Below are 21,297 nucleotides of genomic sequence, written 5' to 3'. Positions count from 1 at the left end.
GGCCCCCATGAACCAGATGACCACCCGCGCCGCTGCCGGCGCCCTGATGACCAGCGAGCAGGCCGAAGCCATCCGCGGCGCGTTGAAGTCGAGCCTGTATCCGGGCGCCAGTGATGCGTCCATCGACATGGTGCTGAGCTACTGCCAGGCGGCCGGGCTCGACCCGATGACCAAGCCGGTGCACATCGTGCCGATGAAGGTGAAGATCGGCGAGAACCCCGACGGAAGCGCCGTCAACGGCATGCGCGACGTGGTCATGCCCGGCATCGGCCTGTACCGCATCAACGCTTCCCGCACGGGCCAGTACGCCGGCTGCAGCGAACCCGAGTTCGGGCCGACCTGCACCATGGAGTCGGTGCGGGACGTGTGGTCGGATGGACCCAATGGGCGCAGGCAGAAGACGCAGAAAGCCTTCCAGCTGCACTACCCGGAATGGTGCCGCGTCACGGTCCGCAAGCTGCTCGGTAACCAGGTAGTGGAGTTCTCCGCCAAGGAATACTGGCTGGAGAACTACGCGTCCAAGAGCGATGGCAGTCCCAATGCCATGTGGGAAAAGCGCGCCTTCGGCCAGCTGGCGAAGTGCGCTGAGGCCCAGGCGCTGCGCAAGGCGTTCCCGGAAGCGGTCGGCTCCCAGCCCACCGCCGAGGAAATGGAAGGCAAGGACATCATCGATGCCGAATCTGTGCGCGCTGATCGCCGCCCCTCGACCGCTGGCGCCATCACCCGCCAGCAGCAGGCCGAGCCGCAGGACACCCCGGAGCGGCAGGCCCTGTACGCCAGCCTGCAGGAGTTCGCGGAGTGCGGCATGGAGGAATACCAGGGCGCATGGGGCCGCCTGACCAAGGAACAGCGGCAGCTGATCGGCACGGCCGGCCACGAAACCCTGAAGGGCATCGCCGACCGCGCCAGCGCCACTGTGGTTGAAGAAGGCGGCCAGCAGACCGCAGCCGATGAAGAGGTGCCGCTGTGATCGTCATCGGGTGCGACCAGGGCAGCGAGGCGTGGCACCGCGCCCGCGCCGGCATCATCACGGCCAGCATGTTCGCCACCGCGCGCTCGCGCGTGGGCGAGCTGACCGACCAGCAACGCACCTATGTGGACGCGGTGCTGTCCGGCCTGGCCGAGAGAACCGCCATGGAGCGCGCCGGCTACAAGGCCGTGCCGCGCTCGGCCATCATTGAGAAGGCCATCGCCGGCGAGCCCATCGGCGACTTCAGCGAGGCGTCGAAGAACTACGCCTTCCGGCTTGCCATCGAACGCATCAGCGGCGAGCCGCTGGACGAGGGATTCGAGACGTTCGCCATGCGACGGGGCCATGAGCTGGAACCGCAGGCACGCGCCGAGCATGAGGTGCAGTCCGGGCTGCTGGTGAAGCGCGCAGGTTTCGTCCTGAGCGACTGCGGCGACTACGGCTGCTCGGCCGACGGTTTCATCGGCGAGGACGGCGGCAGCGAATACAAGTGCTTCATCAACCCGGAGAAGCTGCGCGCCTTCCACATCGACAACGATGCGAGCGAGGTGTTCGAGCAGGCCCAGGGATGCATGTGGTTGACCGGCCGGCAGTGGTGGCACATCGGCCTGTACTGCCCGGCGCTGGCCGCCGTGGGCAAGCAGCTGTGGTGGCGCCGCTTCGACCGCGACGAGGCGTTCATCGCCAAGCTGCGCGCCGACCTGGAGCCGTTCCGGCAGATGGTGGTCGGGTTCGAGCAGTCCCTGCGCGCTGACGACCACCAGGAGGCCGCATGAAGGGCCTGAACTACGTCTACCCGCACCGGGGAACGATCCGTGGTGGCAAGGCCAAGGCGGCGCTCTTCGCCCGAGTGGTCGAGGGCAAGAGCTACACCATGCGCCAGATCGCCGAGCAGCTGGGCGTTTCGCTCACCACCGCCGACACCAGGGTGAAGCGCGGCCCCTACCCGCTCACCCGGGAGAACCTCAGCAAGTCGCGCTTGGAGCAGCCATGAAGACCTGCACGAAGTGCACGGCCCGGCTGCCGCTGCGGTTCTTCCCGCTGATCAACGGCAAGGCCACCGCTGCGTGCGCGCCCTGCCGGAACACCGAGCGCCGCCTGCACGACCCGCTGCGCCCCCTGCGCCGCGATCCGCTGCAGGTCGAACTGAACCACCTCACCCAAAGCTGGCAGCGCCGCACCCGTTGGCCGCTGCTGGCGCATCAGGAGACGCATTCGTGACCAGCATCCACGTACAGCCGACCTTTGACCTGGCCACGCAGGCCGAGAAGGACCGCCAGCGGGCCGAGATCGCCGACGACGTTGCCCGCTGGGAAGCAGCAGGCGGCAAGGTCCAGATCCTCGGCAACAGCCCCATCGACCGATCCACCATCAGCCGCCGCCAGGTGATCGAAGGTGGCCACAACAGCCGCACGAAGAAGGGAGCATCCGCATGACCACCGACAAGAAGACCCTGGCGGACGTGCAGCCCGGTGGGAGGGTGAGGCTGGGGGATGCCCTGCCGCCGCTGCCGTGCACGGGCTACAGCGCCTACAGCGACGGAACCGAGCCGCTGTACACCGCCGAGCAGATGCGGGACTACGCACGCGCCGCCCTCTCCGCCCAGCCCTCCCCGGGTGGTCAGGGGGATGCGCTCGATCTGGACCGCGTGCTCTCGCTGGCCGACTTGCATGCCGAGGAAAGCCGGGAAGACGGCGTGCGCCTGCTGGATCGCGGGGGACTGCTGGCGTTCGCGCAGGACGTGGCTGCTGCCTTCGCCGCCCGCCAGCCGGTGGGGACCGATGACGCGACTGACCGGGCCTTGGGCGAAACCATCGACCAGCGCGACCGATGTGAAGAAGTGGCCGACGAGCTGGCCGCCCGCATCGCATCCATCACTGGCGTGGATATCGGCGAGCACAGCAGCGCCAACTGCCCTTGGCAGAACGCCATCGAGGCGGCCGAGGAATACAAGCCCGCGCAGGCCGTGGACCTTGGGCAGTTCCGGGATGCCATCACGCGAGAGTATGCAAATTCTCGGGCGCTGTGTGACATGCCGCGCATCTTGGAGTGCGAACGTCTGCTGGCCCTGATCGACAGCATGGCGGTGGGCAATGGCTGACAACGTGATTCAGATCGGCGAGCTGTTGATCCGCCGCCGTCAGGAAAAGCACACCTACCTGAAGGACGAGCGCTGCCACCACCGCAAGATGACGTGGGACGACAACGGCCAGATCGTGACCTGCGACGCCTGCGGCATCCAGCTTTCTCCCTACTGGGCGCTGCACCAGCTGGCCTATTTCTACGACAAGGAGATGTCCAAGCTCAAAGCCCGGGCGGAGCAGCTGGAACAGGACAAGTCGCACAACCTGCACCTGATCGCGGCGAAAAAGGTCGAGGCCGTGTGGCGAAGCCGGAACATGGCCCCGTGCTGCCCGCACTGCGGACGGGGAATCCTGCCAGAGGACAAGCTGGGGGACGCGCAAACTCGCCGTGATTTCGAGCTTCGCCGCCGACAAGCACGGCCCGAAGAAGGAAAGAAGGGGATGTTCCGTGGCTGACCAGCTGCTCACCGCTGCAATGGTCCACGTGTTCGCCCTGGCCGGGTTCCTGGCCGGCATCGCCACCCTGTGGGCGATCAGCCGCGCATGCCGCGCCGCGCGCAATGGGCTGCGCTGGTGCTGGAGGAGGTGCGCTCATGGCTGAGTTGCTGCCGATCCTCGTTGCCTGCGAGTACAGCGACACCGTGGCGTCGGCGTTCCGCGCCTTCGGCTTCGGCGCCTACTCGTGCGATCTGCGGCCCAGCGAGGGTGACCCGCGCTGGCACATCCAGGACGACGTGCGGAACCATCTGCAGGCCGGCCGCTGGCTGGCGATGGTTGCCCACCCTTACTGCACCTTCAACACGCTGGCCGGCATCCGCTGGATGTACCACCCGGACGACACCGCGCTGCCGCAGCCTGACCGCCGCCGGCACCCGAAGTACCCGAACCGCATGCGCGACTTCTTGGAGGGCGCACTGCTGTTCGCCGACCTGATGGCAGCGCCCGTGGAGTTCATCGCCGCGGAGAACTCGAAGCCGCATGGCTTGGCCATGAGCGTGCTGGGGCGGCCGACGCAGACTGTGCAGCCCTACGACTTCGGCAGCCCCTTCACCAAGGGCGCAACGCTCTGGCTGAAGAACCTGCCTGCGCTGGTGGCCAGCCACACGAAGGCGCAGGTGATCGAACAGCACGGGAAGATCGAGGCCCGCTGCCACCTGATGCCACCAGGACCGGATCGCGAGAAAGAGCGTTCGCGCTTCGATCCCGCGATTGCCGCGGCCATGGCCCAGCAGTGGGGGGGGCACATCCTCGAAACGAAGGCAGCAAACCGCACTCAGGTCACCGTGCCTGCCGATCTGTTTGCAGCCGCATGAACACCGCCACCGAGCAGCTGCGCGCTGCGCTGGCCACGAACTGAAGGAGGACAACATGGCTACCGAGCCGCTCGTTTTCATCAAGATGCCCGAGGTCAAGCGCCGCACGGGCCTGGGCAAGACCACGATCTATGATCGGATCAGCGCCGGCACCTTCCCGGCGCCTGTGCCGCTGGGCGGCAATGCGGTAGGCTGGATCGAGGCTGAGGTGGACGCCTGGCAGGCCGCCCGGGTCGCCGAGCGGGATGGAATTGAACCCGCCAAGGCTGCATAGAGTGGGGGTATTGCTGGGGGTATAGGTTTCGGACACCAGCACCAACCACCTGCTCCATCAACAACTTACGTTCACATTGCGGTAGGGCCCACCTCCACCATCTGTATGGCCTGTCGAGGCCGCAAGAAGCCGGATCTCCCGTCAACCGGGGTTCCGGCTTTTTTGTGCCTGCACGTCGCGGAGGATGTGTGGCGCATAATCGGGATGACACCTCCAACAGCCCCTCACCCCGCGATCGCCAGAAGGATCTGCCATGAAAGCCCCCCTCGCGATGTCCCTGCTCCTCACCGCCCTGGCCGCAGCCCCAGCCACGCACGCCTCCACACCCACCATCGCGCCGCCAGGCACCGCAACGTTGGAAGCCCTGCTGTCCTGCAGACCTGGCTCCAACTTCAGCAAGGCCGAAGCCATCGATGCCCTGCAGGCAGCCGGCCTGGCCAAGAAGCCGGGCGGTACATTCGAACCGGAGGACAAGCCGGTCGCGCTGTTTGGCGGCACGGTCACCAGTGCCGATGTGAACGTGGCCGAAGGCGAGAGGAGCCTCTTCGTGTACTTGAACGGTGTCGATGCCAAGCGCCTGGCCAAGGCCTGGTCGGTGACCGAAGTCAACGAGCACGCCAATACCGAAGAACCGTCGTACGCGAAGCGCATCGACAAGCGCCATACCCTGCACGTGATCGCGGGCGACGATTACGAGGGCTATTCGGCCGCAGTGAAATGCCAGATCAGCCGCTGATGGCGTAGCCAACGCTACAGCCAGCGCGGCACGCGACGACGGTACTGCGCGTACGCCTCGGGAAAGCGCGCCATCAGTGCCCGCTCCTCCGGCAGGATCTGCAACCGCGTGATGTACGCCAGGAACAGCGGGACCACGATCAGCGCGATCAGATGCTGCAGGTACACCATGGCTCCCAGCAGAACCAGCGCCTGGCCCAGATACATCGGATTCCGTGTGCGGCGGTAGACCCCGCTGGTAACCAGCACGCTCGAGGCCGAAGGTCGCAGAGGATTGACGGTGGTGCCTGCTCGCCGGAAGGAGACCTTGGGCAGCAGGTTGAGCATCACACCGAGCGCCATCGTCAGACCCGCCAGTAGCGCCGGCACCGGTGCCCGAAAGGCAGAACCCGGCCACAGCCTGCACGCTGCATAGCCGACAGCAGCATCACCACGGGCGGGGGAACACGTGTTTCCAGCCAGGTCATCACGATCACCAAGCACGTTCCACCACAGTGTCACACGGGAATGCCCGGATCGCACGGCGGACGCATCGGCCAGGCCCAATCCGGCCAGTGGATTCCACTTTGACAGACCGACCGCTAGAGTGGCGCCTCCGCGCAGGAGGATCGCATGGCTACCACGGGCTTGGGCTTGATCGGCCGCACGACCCTCATCATCACCGCGCTGCTCAGCCTGGGAGGTTGCGCGACGCTGCGGCAGTTCGGGCCTTCGGTGCAGGTCGCCTCGGTCACGCCCGGCCAGTACATCGCGCTCAAGCGCGGTGACATCCTCACCTCCGGCAAGCTCAGTGCGGCGACCACGGAGACGCTGCGCGTGGCCGGCCTTGATGAAGGTGTCTGCGCCAAGCCCGGCCTGCCCTGCATCGAAGCGATGGAAGCCAGCATCGTCGTGCGCGAGGAGGACAAGCGCTCCAGCCTGGCCGAGCTGTGGCTGCAGTATGCGATGACCCTGCCGGCGCCGAAGCGCGAGTACTCCGCCTCGGGTCGCGCCAAGACCGCAATCAACGAGTTGGATGCCGACTTCCAGCCGCGCCTGGACGCATGGATGCAGGTCGCGCGCCAGGCCTACGCCTACCTGTTCTTCACCGAGCGCACCGCCAACCAGCGCGGCTTCGAAGACCGCCAGACCCAAGTGCGCGACTATTACAACCTGGCCGTGCAGGAGGCGTCCGTGCAGCTGTACGACGCCTACGCCACCGGGCGCGTGCACAACGATGCCAACCATCTCCAGCTGGGCCGCTGGACGTTCGTGCTGGCCCCTCCAGGGGAAGCATCGGCGTTGGACGAGCGTACACCGACCGAACTGGTACCCGCCGCCTCGCTGTCGTTCACCGGCACGCTGCGCAGCGTGCACCGCCGCGATGGCTTCGGTGCCGAACTGGTGGCCGTGATGGATGACCCGGCCGCAACCACGCCCAGCACTACGCCGGCAGCGGTGCAGGCAAGCCCTTCCGCCACTCAGAGCTGGAGCGAGATGCCTTCGCCATCGATGACGGTGCTGCTGCGCTTCTCGGGAAAGAACCTGTGGGAAGTGCTGCACGATGACGAGCCGGAGCTGGAGATTCACGATCCCTACCAGGTTTCGGAAGTAACCCTGCACGGCCAGCACGTGCCATTGGCGGCCAACTTCACTGCCGGCTATGCGTTGTGGCTGGCCCGTTCCAATTTCAGCCGGCAGTCGCTGCGCTCGCTGTTCGGGGGCAAGGGCGGCATCGACACGCCGCATCTGTACATGATGCAGCCCTACGATCCCAACCGTCGCGTACTGCTGATGATCCATGGCCTGGCCAGCAGTCCGGAAGCCTGGGTCAACGTGGCCAACGAACTGCTGCGCGACGACGAGATCCGCCAGGACTTCCAGGTCTGGCAGTTCTACTACCCCACCAACATGCCCATCGCGATGAGCCACGATGCGATGCACCACACGCTGGATGAGGTGTTCAAGCATTTCGACCCCAGCGGCAAGGCGCGGGCTTCGCATGACATGGTCCTGGTCGGGCACAGCATGGGTGGGGTGATCGCGCGGTTGATGGTTTCCTCTTCCGGCGATCATCTGGTCGATACCCTGCTGGCAACCGCGCAGATGACGCCGGCACAGCGTGAACTGCTGCGCACCAAGGGCGCACCGGTGCTGACCTTCCTGCCGGAACCGGCAGTGTCGCGGGTGGTGTTCATCGCCACGCCACACCGCGGCACCGATGTGGCGGGCACCCGCCTGGGCCGCTGGATCGGTCGCCTGGTGCGGTTGCCGCTGACCGTGCTGGAAGACGTTGCCACCATCGCCAACGACGGCCAGATCGACCGCACCGACGGCAAGCACGGCTACCAGATGAACAGCATCCAGAATCTGGACAAGCACGATCCCTTCGTCCGCGCCGTGGCAGACCTGCCGATGTCGCCGAAGGTGCACTACCACTCGATCATCGCGCGGGCAAAGGCCGATGGTCCGCTGGGAAAGACCAGCGACGGGCTGGTGCCCTACTGGAGCTCGCACCTGCCGCATGCGGACTCGGAGAAGGTGATCGTCTCCGGGCACAGCGTGCAGGAAGCCACGCCGGCCATCGTCGAACTGCGGCGGATCCTGCATGAGGATATGCAGCAACACGGAAACCAGGCCAATTAGCCGTGGGCAGCTGAGGGAAATCCCTCATCGCGCGTGCGCACCCACGCTCCTATGCTGGCCTCACATTTCCCGCAGGAGATCTGCATGAACACGCAAGAGCCCAGCCGCCAGCCCAGCCCCGACCCGGCCGAGCGCGATGCCTTCTTCCCGTCGCCCTACTCGCTGTCACAGTTCACATCGCCCAAGAGCAACCTTTCCGGTGCCGACTACCCGGATGCGCGCCGCGATGGCCGCTGGAAGGTGCTGATGATCGCTGCCGACGAACGCTATCTGCCAACTGCCAATGGCCACCTGTTCTCCACCGGCAACCATCCGGTGGAGACCCTGCTGCCGATGTACCACCTCGACAAGGCCGGCTTCGGCATCGATGTAGCCACGCTGTCGGGCAACCCCGCCAAGTTCGAGTGGTGGGCATTTCCAAACGAGGACAAGGAAATCGGCGGGCTGTACGAGCGTTATGCCTCGTGCTTCCGCCAGCCGCTGCCACTGGACGAGGTGGTCGCCGGGCTCGATGCGGATTCGGACTATGTTGCAGTGTTCATCCCCGGTGGCCATGGCGCCCTGATCGGACTGCCGCAGAGCCGCGCGGTGAAGTCCGTCCTGCATTGGGCGATGGCCCAGCAACGCCACATCATCACCCTTTGCCACGGTCCGGCCGCACTGCTGGCTGCGGGCGTGGACGAGGCCGATGGCGGTTCGCTGTTCCGCGGCTACCGCATCTGCGCCTTCCCCGATGCGATGGACCGGCAGACGCCGGAGATCGGCTACATGCCTGGACAGTTGCCGTGGTTCTTCGGTGAGCGCCTGGCACAGCGGGGCGTGCAGATCGTCAATGACGGCATCGATGGCAGCGTGCTGCAGGACCGCCTGCTGCTGACCGGCGACAGCCCGTTGGCTGGCAATGCGCTGGGCAAACTGGCTGCACGCGCCCTGCTCGACGCCCTGGCCGGGCGCTGAGCCGGATGACCGAGCTGGTGCAGGCGCTGCTGGAGCTGGAACGCGCCCGTTCGCTGAGCGCGGTGGGTGCAGTCCTGCGAGGCATCGCGGCACCGCTCGGCTTCGACCGCGTGCTGGTGTTTGCCACCGGCACCGGGCTGGAGCGGGGTACGCAACGCGTGTACTGGATCGAGGGTGACTGGTTCGGCGATGGCAGCGATACCGACCTTGCGCGCTACCTCCACGCCTGCCCCGTCAATCGCCACGTGCTGGACAGCAACGCGCCGTTCTTCTGGAGCAAGCGCCTGGGCGTTCGCGGCGAGCGCTACCAGGTGGTGAAGCAGCCTCGCGGCGAAGGCCTGCATGGGCTGCAGGTGCCGGTGTTCGGCATCACCGGCCTGGAAGGCGCGGTCAGCGTTGCCGGTACGTCAATCGACGCGTCGGCCAACGCGCGCCTGCGGCTGGAAGCTGCTGCAACCGCAGCATTCCGGGCCGCGCGCCGTCTGGCCGAATCGCCTGCCGAGCGTTCGGGAAGCGCACTGAGCAACCGCGAGCGCGAAGTGCTGCGCTGGGTCGCCGCCGGGCGCCGGCAAGCTGAGATCGCGGCCACGCTTGGGCTTTCCACGCGCACGGTGGAGAACCACCTGCGCCACGCGCGGCAACGGCTGGGTGTGGCGACCACCGCGCAGGCAGTGCGTGCCGCCAGCCGTCGCGGCGAGATCGAAGACTGATCGCGGCGAGGCACTTCCGGAGCTCTGGTTCGCGTGTTACACACGCCACGCGCATGTGCGCGATTGCAGAAAGCAAGGATGATGCTTATGAAACTGCAACTGGCCGCGATGGCCGCATTGATGTTGGCATTGGGTAGTGGGATACCGGCGACTGGCCACGCGGCCGGGCCCCCCGGATCGACGACCGATTGCGTGCCCGTAAGACTTGGGCCCAACCTCGTGCATCAGCGCTGCACCGTCACCCGCACTCTGGCAGACGGCACCGTTTTCACGTCGGTGTACTGGATAGACGAGAACGGTCAGTGGTACCTCCCGGCAGACTGATCTGCATCGGACACCGACTACGGCTACAAGGAGTGTGATCAATGACGCTGCACAATCGAATGACCGCTTTTTCTTTCGCTGCAGTAGTTGCACTTGCGGCCCTGGTGCCCTCGCCGCCGGCGAATGCAGCCGAAGAGGTCGGCCTGCAGGAGGAGTGCGTGCCCTTCCGCATCAGCGGCAACGTGTTCCACCAGCGTTGCACGCTGTACGTGGTCCATGACGACGGCACCCGCGTGGCCAGCGACCACTACAACCGCGACGAGAACGGGATGATCTACGACCCCTGATCGGGCAAGGGGCATCTGCCGGGCGGAGCGTCCAGCGCCCGCCCGGCGTCTCCAAGTCGCCCGTCCCGGCATACCACTGCCCCCGCCTTCCATGGCATGCTCCATGAAACCGTTTTCATGGAATGGAGGGATTCCACGATGTTGTCGCGTTTCCGTCGCCCGGCGCTGAGTGCGCTGCTGGCGCTTGCTCTGCCTGCCGTTGCCTGGGCCGTCACGCCGGCGCCGTTGAAGGTGATGTCATTCAACGTCCGTACCCCGGCTGACACCGAGCCGGGCAAGCGCTGGCCCGACCGCCGTGATGCGATGGTCAAGGTGATCCTCGACGCGCACCCGGCAGTGATCGGCACCCAGGAACTGGTGAAGGAACAGGCCGACTACCTGTCAGGGCACCTGCCCGGCTACCGCTGGTTCGGTGAAGGCCGCCGCGGTGGCAGCGGCGATGAGCACATGGGCGTGTTCTACGACAGCAAGGTGCTGGCCATCGAGGAATCCGGCAACTTCTGGCTTTCGGATACGCCGGACGTCCCTGGCAGCATCAGCTGGGGCAACCTGTACCCGCGTATGGTCACCTGGGCCCTGTTCCGGCGCCTGGACGATGGCCGTCGCTTCTACTTCCTCAATACCCACCTGCCCTACCGCGACGAGGACGAACCGCGCCGGGTGAAGGGTGCCGAGCTCATCGGCAAGCGCCTGCAGGCCATGCCGGACGACCTGCCGGTGGTGTTGACCGGTGACTTCAACAGCGAGCCCGGCGGTGACACCTACAGGGCGTTCACCCGCCTGCTGCAGGACACCCGTACCCAGGTGAAAACACCGCAGGGTCCGCGCCCGACCTTCCACGACTTCACCGGCAAGGCCACCGTGCAGCTGGACTGGGTGCTGGTGCGTGGCTTCCGTGCGCGCAGCTTCCTTACCGATGATCGTCGCATCGACGGCGTGCTGCCGTCGGATCATTTCCCGCTGGTGGTCGAGCTGGACTGGCCGAAGCCCTGAATTCCCGCGGCAGCCGTGGCTACGGCGGCGGCTGCCGCGACAACAGCCGGTACAACGCCTGGTGCTGGTTGCGCGCCTGGCAGATGCGGGCGCCGACGGCAAGGAACACGGCGACACCGATCAGCCCGAGCCCCAGCATCGGATCGGGCAGCCGCAGGAAACCGATCGCAGCGGCCATCGTCGCCAGCACCAGCAGCACAACGACCGCCACCGAAAGGCCCGCACCGGGTGGCCCCGGGTCGCCAAACAGCATGCGCTGGGTATCCCGCCTGTCATCGCTCATCGTGTGTACTCCCTGGAATCTGCCCCACTAGTTACACGGCGGACACGGCTTCCGGCAGAGTCAGAAACGTCACGACTGTGACAACGTCCACAGCAGACGCCGCGCTACCCTGCCCCTGTTCCCGAACTGTGGAGAAAGGCATGGCACACCAGAGTCGCCTGGCCGGTTTCATCATCGATTGCGAGGGCATTCCCGCCGACGAAGGTGCCCGCTTCTGGGCCGCCGCGCTTGGCCTGAAGGCGCAGCCCGCCCGTGCCGAAGACGCCGCCGAGTACGCCGACCTGCTCGGTGCTCCGGCGGGCCTGGACGTTGAAGTCCAGCGCGTCGATCACCCGTCACGGGTGCATCTGGACATCGAGAGCGACGACATCGATGCCGAAGCCGACCGCCTGGAGAAGCTCGGCGCGCGACGGATAGGCTTCGTCAAGCGCTGGTGGGTGATGGAAGCACCAACCGGCCATCGCTTCTGCATCGTGCGCATGCGCGAGCGTGAGGTACCGGCCAACCACTGGCCCTGAAAGAACAAGGGGACGGAAGTCCCTGCTTCCGTCCCCTGCGGTTACTGCGCCTGCGCCACGCTTGGCGGCTGCGGTGATTGACCCCAACCACCCAGCGCCTTGTACACACCCACCACGCTGACGTTGACGTCGGCCTCGGCCGCCGCCAGCGCATCATCGGCTGCCAGCTGGGTCCGCTGCGCGTCCAGCAGGGTCAGGAAGTCCTCCGATCCCTCGCGATAGCGGATCTGCGCCAGCGATTCGGCACGCCGAGCCGCCTGCGCCTGCTCCACCACGATTGCCAACCGTGCCTGCTGCTTGGAATAGCGGGTCAGCGCGTTCTCGGTGTCCTCCAGGGCGAGCAGTACCGCCTGTTCGTACTGCGCGGCCACGCCTTCGGCTTCAGCCTTGCTGGCACGCAGGCGCGCACGCACGGTGCCGAAGTCGAACGCGGCCCAGCTCAGCGAGGGCGTCAGCGACCAGGCCTTGTTGCTGCCATTGACCAGGCCGCTGGCATCGCCGCCGAGGAAGCCGACGAAGCCTGACAGCGACAACCGCGGGAACAGGTCCGCTGTGGCCACGCCCACGCGTGCGGTCGCGGCAGCCAGGCGACGCTCGGCCATACGCACGTCTGCACGCTGGCGCAGCAGTTCGCGGGTATCACCCAGCGGCAAGGCCTTGGCGAACGCCGGGACTTCCTGCGGCGCCAGCATCGCCGTCAGCACTTCCGGGCGCTGGCCCAGCAGCACGGCCAGCCGGTTGCGCGACTGCGTCTCGGCTACTTCCAGCAGCGGGATATCGGCCTCGATCGCCTTCAGGCGGGCGCGGCTGCTCTGCACGTCCAGTTCGCTGCCGGCCCCAAGTTCCCAGCGTGCTTCGGTCAGCTTCTGCGTATCGCGCAGGTTCTCCAACGTGTGCTGGGCCACTGCGATGCGCTTCTGGGTGCCACGCAGTTCGAAGTAGTTGCGCGCCACTTCAGCGGCAACCAGCACCTGCGCGTCGGCCAGGTTGGCCTGCTCGGCGTCCAGGTCGGCGCGCGCGGCTTCTGCAGCACGGCGCTTGCGGCCGAACAGATCCAGCTCCCAGCCGGCGTCGAAGCCGAGCTGGTAGCTTTCACTGAACACCCGCTGCCCACCCAGCTGCGGATCGGGTTGCTTGCGGCGGTCGTAACTGCCGCCTGCGGTGATGTGCGGGGCCTGGTCGAAACGGCTTTCGACGAACACAGCACGGGCCTGGCTGACGCGGGCCACGGCCACGCGCAGGTCCAGGTTGTCCGACAGTGCGCCGTGCACCAGCTCTTCCAGCACCGGATCGTCGAACTGCGCCCACCAGCTGGCCACCGGCGAGACGGAACTGAAGACCGGCTGCTGCGCGCTCTTCAGCACCACCGGCTCCTGTACCGGGGCCTTGTAGTTCGGGCCGACGCTGACACAGCCTGCCAGCACCAGGCTGGAGACGGCCATCGCCAACGTGCGGATCACCATGGCAGCACCTCGCCCAGGTAGGTGAAGCTGCCGCTGGCACCGGACTCACCGATCAGCGCCATTTCCACGCTGGAACGCGCGCCTTCGCTGATTTCGATCTCGCCATTGCCGCCGTTCATGTCGGTCTTTACGTAACCCGGATGCACGGTATTGACCTTGATCGGCGTGTTGCGCAGCTCATAGGCCAGGCTCAGGGTCCAGCTGTTCACTGCGGCCTTGGACGCGTTATAGGCCGGGATCTTGAAATCGTAGATGCCCGAGGTCGGGTCGGCATGCAGGGTCTGCGAACCGAGCATGCTGGACACATTGACGATGCGCCCGGACTTGGCCTGCCTGATCAGCGGCAGGAAGGCCTGGGTGACTGCCACCAGCGCATAGACGTTGGTGTCGAAGGTGCGCTTCCAGGTCTCGAGCGATTGCTCCGACGGCGCCTGCGCGGGATTCTCGATCATGATGCCGGCATTGTTGACCAGGATGTCGAGGCGGCCATGGCGCTGGCGCACCTGCTCGACTGCCTCGGCGATGCTGGCCGCGTCGGTCACGTCCAGCTGCAGGGCTTCCACCGGCAGGCCCTCGGCCTGCAGCTTCAGGGCCAGCTCCACCGCCGTTTCGCGTTTGCGACCGGCCAGCAGCGTGTGCACGCCCGCCTGGGCCAGCTGGCGCACGGTTTCCAGGCCGATGCCACGGGTAGCGCCAGTGACCAGCGCGATCTTGTTCTGATGGGTGTTCATGGATTCATGCCTCGTGAGGGAAAAGCCGCCGCCGGCCGGTAGCCGGCGGCCGGGGTTCCATGTCAGTGATGGATGGTCGGTTCGCCATGCTGCACCAGCTGGCCGCCACCGTTGCGGGTAACCAGCTTGCGCAGTGCCACGTAGAACACCGGGGTGAGGAACAGGCCGAACAGGGTCACGCCCAGCATGCCGGCGAACACGGTGATACCGGTCACCGAGCGCACCTCGGCGCCTGCGCCGTGCGACAGCACCAGCGGCACGGTGCCGGCGATGAACGCGATGGAGGTCATCACGATCGGGCGCAGACGCAGGCGGCAGGCTTCCAGCGCGGCTTCAACGATGCCCTTGCCGCCCATCTCCAGCTCTCTGGCGAATTCGACGATCAGGATTGCGTTCTTGCATGCCAGGCCCATCAGCACCACCAGGCCGACCTGCACGAACACGTTGTTGTCACCACCGGTCAGCCACACGCCGAACAGCGCCGACAGCAGGGTCATGGGCACGATCAGGATCACCGCCAGCGGCAGCGACCAGCTCTCGTACAGCGCGGCCAGCACCAGGAAGGCCAGCATGATCGCCACCGGGAACACGATGAAGGCGGCCTTGCCCTGGGTTGCCTGCTGGTAGCTCAGGTCGGTCCATTCGGTGGTCATGCCGACCGGCAGTACCTTGCCGGCGATCTCGGTCAGCTTGGTCATCGCCTCGGCCGAGGACAGCAGGCGCGGGTCGGCCTCGCCGGCCAGGTCCGCTGCCGGGTAGCCATTGAAGCGCAGCACCGGATCCGGGCCGAAGGTCTGCTTGATGGTGACCATCGAACCGATCGGCACCATCTCGCCACGATCGTTGCGGGTGCGCAGCTTGCCGATGTCCTCGACCGTCTCGCGGAACGGACCGTCGGCCTGGGCGATCACCTGCCAGGTACGGCCGAACTGGTTGAAGTCGTTGACGTAGGCCGAACCCAGGTAGGTCTGCAACGTGTCGAACAACTCAGTGAGCTGCACGCCCTGTGCCTTGGCCTTGACGCGGTCCACCTCGGCATCCAGCTGCGGCACATTGGCCTGGTAGCTGGAAATCGGGAAGGCCATGCCCGGGGTCTGCGCAACGGTGCCCTGCATCGCCTGCACGGCATTCTGCAGTGCGCCGTAGCCCAGGTTGCCGCGGTCCTCGATGAACATCTGGTAGCCGTTGCCGTTACCCAGGCCGAGGATCGGCGGCGGCATCATCGCGAACGCGAAGCCCTCCTGCAGGCCAGCGATCTTCTGGTTGATCTCGGCGTTGATCTGCGCCGCGGTGCGGCCATGGCGCTCGGCGAACGGCTTGAGCGGGATGAACGCCACACCGGTGTTCGGCGTATTGGTGAACTGCAGCGCGTTCAGACCGGGGAACGAGATGGTGTGAGCGACGCCATCGGTTTCCTGGGCGATCTTGGCGACCTTGCGCAGCATTTCATCGGTGCGGGCGATCGACGAACCTTCCGGCAGCTTCACACCGGCGATCAGATACAGCTTGTCCTGGGTCGGAATGAAGCCCGGCGGCACCAGCTTGAAGATCACGCCGGTACCGACCAGCAGGATCGCGTAGACCACGAACACCGCACCACGACGGCCGAGGATGCGGGCCACGCCACGCTCGTACTTCTCCGAGCTGGACTTGAAGAAGCGGTTGAACGGACGGAACACCCAACCGAACAGGCGGTCGATCAGGCGGCTCGGGCCGTCCTTCGGGGCACCGTGGGCCTTCAGCAGGCGCGCGGCGAGGGCCGGCGACAGGGTCAGCGAGTTGATCGCCGAGATCACCGTGGAAATGGCGATGGTGACCGCGAACTGCTTGTAGAACTGGCCGGTGACACCGGACAGGAACGCCATCGGCACGAACACGGCGCACAGCACCAGCGCGATCGCCACGATCGGGCCGGAGACCTCGCGCATGGCCTGGTGGGCCGCTGCGGTGGGCGACAGCCCTTCCTCGATGTTGCGTTCGACGTTCTCCACCACCACGATCGCGTCGTCGACCACGATGCCGATCGCCAGCACCAGGCCGAACAGGCTCAGCGTGTTGATCGAGAAGCCCAGCAGGTACAGCGCGGCAAAGGTACCCACCACCGACACCGGCACCGCGATCAACGGAATGATCGACGCACGCCAGGTCTGCAGGAACAGGATCACCACCAGCACCACCAGGGCGATCGCTTCAAGCAGCGTGGAGACCACGGCCTTGATCGAGTCGCGCACGAAGATGGTGGTGTCATACACCGCTTCGTACTTCACATCGGCCGGCATGGTCTTCTGCATCTCGTCCATCGTCGAGATGACCTGGTCGCGGATTTCCAGCGCGTTCGCACCCGGCGACTGGAAGATGCCGATACCCACCGCGTTCTTGCCGTCCAGCTGCGAGCGCAGGGTGTAGTCGCCCGCGCCCAGTTCCAGGCGGGCCACGTCGGACAGGCGCACGATCTCGCCATCCGTGCCGCTCTTGAGCACGATGTCGCCGAATTCCTTTTCGGTCTTCAGCCGGCCCTGGGCATTGATGAGGGTCAGGAACTTGCTGTCCGGCAGCGGTTCGGCGCCGAGCTGGCCGGCCGACACCTGCACGTTCTGCTCGCGCATGGCGCGCACCACGTCGCTGGCGGTCAGGCCGCGCGACGCCACCTTGTCCGGGTCCAGCCAGGCACGCATGGCGTAGTCGCCGCCACCGAAGATCTGCGCGTCACCCACGCCCGGAATACGCGCCAGCGCATCCTTGACGTGCAGGCGCGCGTAGTTGCGCAGGTACAGAGTGTCGTACTTGCCTTGCGGCGAGGTCAGGTGCACCACCATCAGGAAGGTGGGCGACTGCTTCTGCGTGGTCACGCCCTGCCGGCGCACGTCCTCGGGCAGGCGTGCCTGTGCCTGCGCCACGCGGTTCTGCACCTTCACCGCCGCCGCGTCCGGGTCGGTGCCCGGGCGGAAGGTGACGGTCATCTGCAGCACGCCGTCCGAGCCGGCAACCGACTTCAGGTACATCATGCCTTCGACGCCGTTGATCGCCTCTTCGAGCGGGGTAGCAACGGTCTCGGCAATGACCTTGGGGTTGGCGCCCGGATAGACCGTGCGCACGACCACCGACGGCGGCACCACTTCGGGGTACTCGCTGATCGGCAGGATTGGAATCGTGATCAGGCCTGCGGCGAAGATCACGATCGACAGCACCGCCGCGAAGATCGGCCTGTCGATGAAGAAGCGGGAAAAGTCCATGGAGGAATTCCTGGGAAAGGCATTCGGCGGGCAACAGCCGCCCCGCCCCTCGCCAATATGACGAAGGCAGGGAAGGCTGCCGCTGGCGCCGGCAGCTAAGCGGGGACGCGGATCAGGAGCGGGCGGATCATTGGTTCAGCGCAGCGGTGGCATCGCGGCCCGGTGCGGGCTTTGCGGCCGGTGGCTGCATGGCCACCGCCTTGGCCTGCACCGGCATGCCCGGCATGAAGACCTTCTGCACACCGTCGATGATGACCTTGTCACCTGCGGCCAGGCCATGCTCGACAATGCGCAGGCCGTCGGCGGTACGGCCGAGCTGGATGTCGCGGCGCTGGGCCTTGCCATCCTTGTCGACCACATAGACGTACTTGCGGTCCTGGTCGGTCAGCACGGCCTTGTCGTCGATCAGCAGGGCCTGGAACTGGCCGCTGCCAAGCAGCTGCACGCGGGCGAACAGGCCCGGTGTGAACTGGCGGTCGGCGTTGTCCAGCAGCGCACGGACGCGGATGGTGCCGGTGCTGCGCGCCACCTGGTTGTCGAGGAAATCGACCTTGCCCGAGTGCGGATAGCCCTCTTCCCCCGACAGGCCGACCTTCACCGGCAGCTCGCTGTCCCGCTCGCTCGGGCGCTCGCCCTTGCGCGCCATCTGGGCGTAGCGCAGGAAAGTGCTCTCGTCGGCATCGAAGTAGACGAACACCGTGTCCAGCGAGACCAGCGTGGTCAGCACGCTGGCGCTGTCGCCAGCAGTGACCAGGTTGCCGGCGGTGACCATCGCGCGGCCGGCACGGCCGTCAATCGGCGCGCGCACCTTGGTGAATTCCAGGTTGAGCCGGGCTGCATCCAGGGCCGCCTGCGCGGCCTGCACGGCAGCCCCCGCCTGGTCGGCAGCCGCGCGACGCTGCTCGGCGGTCTCGGTGGAGATCGCCTGCTGCTCGGACAGCCGCTTGGCACGCTCTGACTCGCTGCGGGCCAGGCTGGCCTGGGTGCGGGCACGGGCCAGCTCGGCGGCTGCGCGGTCGTACTCGGCCTGGTAGCTGCGGGCGTCGATGGTGAAGAGCACATCGCCCTTCTTCACTTCCTGGCCTTCGACGTAGTTGACCTTGTCGATGTAGCCGGACACGCGCGGGCGCAGTTCAACGCTCTGTACCGCTTCGACGCGGCCGCTGAACTCGTCCCACTGGCTGACCTGCTTGACCAGCACCGGCGCGGCGCTGACCTGCGGCGGCGGCGGTGCACCGGCCTCTTCGGCATGGCCGCCGCTGCAGGCCGCCAGCACGGCCGCGGCGAGGATCGACACGCCAACCATCGCAATGCGATGGCCGAAACGATGTGGGGTGGTATTGGGGGAAGTCATGGCATGCATCCGTACGGAGGGGTGGTACAGCAATATGGGAACGTGTTGCAAAAATCGGCGGCGCATACTGCGACCTCAACCTTGGTCGAGGTCAAGCGACGCCTGCGGTATCGCGCCACAAAGGGGGAACTTCCAGGTGCAGCAGGCCCCGTGGCAGTTCGGCATCGCTGCTGTCGCAGCGGACGATGGCGCGGTTGTCCCGGCAACCATCGAGCAGCGAGACCACGCGGCGGCCGACCAGCAGCGAGCTGGGCCACTCGATGCAGGCGTTGGCCGCGTTGGCCGGGGTACACACCGGGCTGCAGACTTCCAGCATCTGCGCGCGCACGCCCAGCGCCTGCGCTTCCTGATGCACCACCTGCGCGTACATGCGCAGCGCGGCGGTAGTGATCGAGGTCTCGCCGTAGCCCGCCCAGGGCTTGGCGCTGGCCGGGCTGCCGATCATCACATAGCGCCGCGCATGCACGTTGTCCTGCAACAACGGCAGCAGGTGGCGCACCGCGTGCACATGCGGCATCAGGTCGGCCTGCATGGCCCCGAGCAGCTCCTCGCCGTTGCGGTCGATCACCCGGCCGCGACGGTAGGGCCCGCCCATGGCCGCGATCACCGCGGCCAATGGACGCGGGCGCTGCCCGATGCGTTCGGCCAGGGCGCGTGCCGAGCCGTCATCGCTGAGTGAACCCAGCAGCGTCTCCAGGCCCGGCTCATCGGCGAACTGCTCATGCAGCGCAGCCAGCCGGCCCGGATCGCGACCGACCACCAGCACCGGACTGCCGGCTTCCAGCAAGGCGCCGACCACGCCCTGGCCCACGGCACCGGTACCACCGAGGACCAGAACTTCGGGCGTCAGTATCCCATTCACGGGACATTTCCTCCCAAATCCGGGATAGTCCCGATCCGGCGCAGCCGGTCACCCTTGTGGGGGGCCAAGCGGATGGCGCCGCCACGCTGCTGACGCATGGGCGCGGTAAACTCACGAAAGTCCTTGTGTACCAAGGAACTCGGACGGGCTTCGACGGTCATCGCCAGGTCCAGGGTGCTCTGGCCGGCGTTCCGGAGTCGGGCAAGAATGTTGCGCAGGCTCATGGCGGACGGGCTCCAATTAACGAATGGCGCCACGATAGACCTCAAACCTTTACTTGATTAGTCCTGATTAAGGGGAATAATCATCCCGCTCCCGGTCCAATCGTTCTGTCACGATTGTCCCATCCCCGACGTCCAAGATCCCGACCATGTCCCACGATCTCAACGAGACGCTGATCTTCGTCAAAGTGGTCGAGCAAGGCAGCTTCATTGCCGCTGCCAAATCGCTCGGCCTGCCCAAGACCACGGTCAGCCGCAAAGTGCAGGAGCTGGAAACGCGCCTGGGCGCGCGCCTGCTGCACCGGACCACGCGCCGCCTCGGCCTGACCGAAGCTGGTTCGATCTACCACGAACATTGCCAGCGCATCGCACGTGAGCTTGAAGAGGCCGAAAGCGCGGTGAGCCAGCTGCAGTCCGGCCCGCGCGGCTGGCTGCGCTTCACCGTGCCCTATTCGATCGGCATCACCTGGATCGCCCCGCTGCTGGGCCAGTTCCATGCGCAGTACCCGGAGATCCGCCTGGACATGCACATGGGCAACGAAAAGCTGGACCTGATCGCCGGTGAAGCGGACCTGGCGCTGCGCGTGGGTGCCCTGCCCGATTCCAATCTGGTCGCGCGCAAGCTGGGCAGCCTGCGGACGCAGGTGTTCGCCAGCCCGGCCTACATCGAGCGCTACGGCGAGCCGCTGCATCCGGAAGAACTGCAGTTCCATCGCATCCTTGCGATGCGCAAGCCGTACCACACCGGCAACTCGCCGCGCTTCACCTGGCAGCTGGGCGAGAACGGTGGGGAACTGCGCGACTTCCCGGTTACCCCGCTGATGACCGCCAACGACATGTCTGCGTTGAATGGTGCATTGGTCTGTGGCGAAGGCCTGCTGCTGACCGGCGACGTGATGGCCAAGCCGTTCGTTGAATCGGGCATGGTGCGCCGCGTGCTGGCTGGCTGGACCGGCCCGGAAGTGGACTTCAACGCCGTGTTCGCCGGCGGCCGCCTGGTCTCGCCAAAGGTGCGTGCGTTTGTCGACTTCCTGGTCGAGAAGCTCAACTTCGACGCCAATTACATGCTGGCGCAGTGCCCGGGTGCGAAGCTGGCGCAGCAGCAGAAGGAAAAGGAAGACGCCGCTCTGGAAAGCAGCGGCAAGCGGATCCTGGAGAAGGTGGCCGCTTCGGCGGCGTAGCCGGGGGTATCCACGCATGGCGTGGCTCTACCCGGGCGCGCGATGCCGGTTTCTGTAGAGTCGAGCCACGCTCGACTGCCTCTGGTGAGTCGAGCACGGCTAGACTCCGCATACGCCATCGGCGTGCCGAGCAACGCTCGGCACCCACAAAAATGCCGCCTGCAAGGGCGGCATTTTCG

The 21,297-nt window shown here is 66.4% G+C and carries 27 protein-coding genes; 19 read left to right on the top strand and 8 right to left on the bottom strand.

Features of this window, described 5'->3' with window-relative positions; all coding sequences use genetic code 11:
• The first annotated feature begins 7 nt into the window (after positions 1 to 7).
• The 11 genes from bet to ROV95_RS17595 all read left to right on the top strand — a co-directional run bounded on the left by bet (position 8) and on the right by ROV95_RS17595 (position 5,377).
• Complete coding sequence (gene bet, locus ROV95_RS17645) at positions 8 to 970, top strand: phage recombination protein Bet (RefSeq protein WP_312545522.1); 963 nt, start codon at positions 8 to 10, stop codon at positions 968 to 970.
• The gene (locus ROV95_RS17640; RefSeq protein ID WP_305099235.1) at positions 967 to 1,746 is read left to right on the top strand and encodes a lambda exonuclease family protein; all 780 of its coding nucleotides are present in this window, start codon (positions 967 to 969) and stop codon (positions 1,744 to 1,746) included. The genes bet and ROV95_RS17640 overlap by 4 nt, the downstream gene beginning before the upstream one ends.
• Positions 1,743 to 1,964, top strand: coding sequence for a sigma-70 region 4 domain-containing protein (locus ROV95_RS17635; RefSeq protein ID WP_312545519.1), 222 nt, complete (start codon positions 1,743 to 1,745; stop codon positions 1,962 to 1,964). The genes ROV95_RS17640 and ROV95_RS17635 overlap by 4 nt, the downstream gene beginning before the upstream one ends.
• Positions 1,961 to 2,191 (top strand): hypothetical protein, encoded by a 231-nt coding sequence (locus tag ROV95_RS17630; protein WP_312545517.1) that lies wholly within the window; start codon positions 1,961 to 1,963, stop codon positions 2,189 to 2,191. The genes ROV95_RS17635 and ROV95_RS17630 overlap by 4 nt, the downstream gene beginning before the upstream one ends.
• Positions 2,188 to 2,406, top strand: coding sequence for a hypothetical protein (locus tag ROV95_RS17625; RefSeq protein WP_312545515.1), 219 nt, complete (start codon positions 2,188 to 2,190; stop codon positions 2,404 to 2,406). Before ROV95_RS17630 ends, ROV95_RS17625 begins: the two co-directional genes overlap by 4 nt.
• The gene (locus ROV95_RS17620; protein ID WP_312545514.1) at positions 2,403 to 3,071 is read left to right on the top strand and encodes a hypothetical protein; all 669 of its coding nucleotides are present in this window, start codon (positions 2,403 to 2,405) and stop codon (positions 3,069 to 3,071) included. Before ROV95_RS17625 ends, ROV95_RS17620 begins: the two co-directional genes overlap by 4 nt.
• Positions 3,064 to 3,510 carry a hypothetical protein gene (locus ROV95_RS17615; protein ID WP_312545513.1) on the top strand — a complete coding sequence of 149 codons (447 nt, stop codon included), beginning with the start codon at positions 3,064 to 3,066 and terminating at the stop codon, positions 3,508 to 3,510. Before ROV95_RS17620 ends, ROV95_RS17615 begins: the two co-directional genes overlap by 8 nt.
• Positions 3,503 to 3,655 carry a hypothetical protein gene (locus ROV95_RS17610; RefSeq protein ID WP_181453450.1) on the top strand — a complete coding sequence of 51 codons (153 nt, stop codon included), beginning with the start codon at positions 3,503 to 3,505 and terminating at the stop codon, positions 3,653 to 3,655. Before ROV95_RS17615 ends, ROV95_RS17610 begins: the two co-directional genes overlap by 8 nt.
• Positions 3,648 to 4,367: a hypothetical protein gene (locus tag ROV95_RS17605; RefSeq protein WP_312545511.1), complete on the top strand. Its 720-nt coding sequence runs from the start codon at positions 3,648 to 3,650 to the stop codon at positions 4,365 to 4,367. Before ROV95_RS17610 ends, ROV95_RS17605 begins: the two co-directional genes overlap by 8 nt.
• Before the next feature lie 55 nt (positions 4,368 to 4,422).
• The gene (locus tag ROV95_RS17600; RefSeq protein ID WP_065183319.1) at positions 4,423 to 4,641 is read left to right on the top strand and encodes an AlpA family transcriptional regulator; all 219 of its coding nucleotides are present in this window, start codon (positions 4,423 to 4,425) and stop codon (positions 4,639 to 4,641) included.
• Between the two features lie 253 nt (positions 4,642 to 4,894).
• Entirely contained in the window at positions 4,895 to 5,377 is a 483-nt protein-coding gene (locus ROV95_RS17595; RefSeq protein WP_312545510.1) for a hypothetical protein, read from the top strand.
• A gap of 14 nt (positions 5,378 to 5,391) precedes the next feature.
• Here ROV95_RS17595 and ROV95_RS17590 read toward each other — a convergent pair whose 3' ends face one another.
• A complete protein-coding gene (locus tag ROV95_RS17590) occupies positions 5,392 to 5,703 on the bottom strand; it encodes an isoprenylcysteine carboxylmethyltransferase family protein (protein WP_312545509.1) in 312 nt (103 codons plus the stop codon).
• A gap of 285 nt (positions 5,704 to 5,988) precedes the next feature.
• On the opposite strand from ROV95_RS17590, the gene ROV95_RS17585 reads away from it, so the two are divergent.
• The 6 genes from ROV95_RS17585 to ROV95_RS17560 all read left to right on the top strand — a co-directional run bounded on the left by ROV95_RS17585 (position 5,989) and on the right by ROV95_RS17560 (position 11,272).
• Positions 5,989 to 8,001, top strand: a complete 2,013-nt coding sequence (locus ROV95_RS17585; RefSeq protein ID WP_312545508.1) for an alpha/beta fold hydrolase — start codon at positions 5,989 to 5,991, stop codon at positions 7,999 to 8,001.
• Positions 8,002 to 8,085: 84 nt separating this feature from the next.
• The gene (gene hchA, locus ROV95_RS17580) at positions 8,086 to 8,958 is read left to right on the top strand and encodes a glyoxalase III HchA (RefSeq protein ID WP_312545506.1); all 873 of its coding nucleotides are present in this window, start codon (positions 8,086 to 8,088) and stop codon (positions 8,956 to 8,958) included.
• Between the two features lie 5 nt (positions 8,959 to 8,963).
• Positions 8,964 to 9,668 (top strand): PA1136 family autoinducer-binding transcriptional regulator, encoded by a 705-nt coding sequence (locus ROV95_RS17575; protein WP_019661232.1) that lies wholly within the window; start codon positions 8,964 to 8,966, stop codon positions 9,666 to 9,668.
• Between the two features lie 87 nt (positions 9,669 to 9,755).
• Positions 9,756 to 9,992, top strand: coding sequence for a hypothetical protein (locus ROV95_RS17570; protein ID WP_312545505.1), 237 nt, complete (start codon positions 9,756 to 9,758; stop codon positions 9,990 to 9,992).
• Positions 9,993 to 10,051: 59 nt separating this feature from the next.
• A complete protein-coding gene (locus ROV95_RS17565; protein WP_227200225.1) occupies positions 10,052 to 10,279 on the top strand; it encodes a hypothetical protein in 228 nt (75 codons plus the stop codon).
• Between the two features lie 138 nt (positions 10,280 to 10,417).
• Positions 10,418 to 11,272 carry an endonuclease/exonuclease/phosphatase family protein gene (locus ROV95_RS17560; protein WP_043399271.1) on the top strand — a complete coding sequence of 285 codons (855 nt, stop codon included), beginning with the start codon at positions 10,418 to 10,420 and terminating at the stop codon, positions 11,270 to 11,272.
• Positions 11,273 to 11,291: 19 nt separating this feature from the next.
• On the opposite strand, the gene ROV95_RS17555 is transcribed toward ROV95_RS17560, so the two are convergent.
• On the bottom strand, positions 11,292 to 11,555 hold the full coding sequence (locus ROV95_RS17555; protein ID WP_021203970.1) for a hypothetical protein: 264 nt from the start codon (positions 11,553 to 11,555) through the stop codon (positions 11,292 to 11,294).
• A 140-nt stretch (positions 11,556 to 11,695) separates the two neighbouring features.
• Between ROV95_RS17555 and ROV95_RS17550 the strand changes: the two genes are divergently transcribed.
• Positions 11,696 to 12,073 carry a VOC family protein gene (locus ROV95_RS17550; RefSeq protein ID WP_111099300.1) on the top strand — a complete coding sequence of 126 codons (378 nt, stop codon included), beginning with the start codon at positions 11,696 to 11,698 and terminating at the stop codon, positions 12,071 to 12,073.
• Positions 12,074 to 12,114: 41 nt separating this feature from the next.
• Here the strand turns inward: ROV95_RS17550 and ROV95_RS17545 are convergent, their stop codons facing one another.
• The 6 genes from ROV95_RS17545 to ROV95_RS17520 form a co-directional block, all read right to left on the bottom strand.
• Positions 12,115 to 13,536 (bottom strand): efflux transporter outer membrane subunit, encoded by a 1,422-nt coding sequence (locus tag ROV95_RS17545; protein ID WP_019661226.1) that lies wholly within the window; start codon positions 13,534 to 13,536, stop codon positions 12,115 to 12,117.
• Entirely contained in the window at positions 13,530 to 14,267 is a 738-nt protein-coding gene (locus ROV95_RS17540; protein ID WP_021203972.1) for an SDR family oxidoreductase, read from the bottom strand. The genes ROV95_RS17545 and ROV95_RS17540 overlap by 7 nt, the downstream gene beginning before the upstream one ends.
• Positions 14,268 to 14,329: 62 nt before the next feature.
• Positions 14,330 to 17,500, bottom strand: coding sequence for a multidrug efflux RND transporter permease subunit (locus ROV95_RS17535; protein WP_099494590.1), 3,171 nt, complete (start codon positions 17,498 to 17,500; stop codon positions 14,330 to 14,332).
• A gap of 127 nt (positions 17,501 to 17,627) precedes the next feature.
• A complete protein-coding gene (locus ROV95_RS17530) occupies positions 17,628 to 18,854 on the bottom strand; it encodes an efflux RND transporter periplasmic adaptor subunit (protein ID WP_312545498.1) in 1,227 nt (408 codons plus the stop codon).
• Positions 18,855 to 18,945: 91 nt separating this feature from the next.
• A complete protein-coding gene (locus ROV95_RS17525; RefSeq protein WP_019661222.1) occupies positions 18,946 to 19,716 on the bottom strand; it encodes an SDR family oxidoreductase in 771 nt (256 codons plus the stop codon).
• Complete coding sequence (locus tag ROV95_RS17520; protein WP_019661221.1) at positions 19,713 to 19,940, bottom strand: hypothetical protein; 228 nt, start codon at positions 19,938 to 19,940, stop codon at positions 19,713 to 19,715. Before ROV95_RS17520 ends, ROV95_RS17525 begins: the two co-directional genes overlap by 4 nt.
• A gap of 146 nt (positions 19,941 to 20,086) precedes the next feature.
• Here ROV95_RS17520 and ROV95_RS17515 point away from each other — a divergent pair, with 146 nt between their 5' ends.
• A complete protein-coding gene (locus ROV95_RS17515) occupies positions 20,087 to 21,118 on the top strand; it encodes a LysR family transcriptional regulator (RefSeq protein ID WP_005409107.1) in 1,032 nt (343 codons plus the stop codon).
• Positions 21,119 to 21,297 lie beyond the last annotated feature (179 nt).

It is taken from the genome of Stenotrophomonas maltophilia group sp. msm1, from assembly GCF_032025805.1.
Lineage (GTDB): Bacteria > Pseudomonadota > Gammaproteobacteria > Xanthomonadales > Xanthomonadaceae > Stenotrophomonas > Stenotrophomonas hibiscicola.
This window is presented reverse-complemented; position numbering and strand designations above follow the sequence as displayed.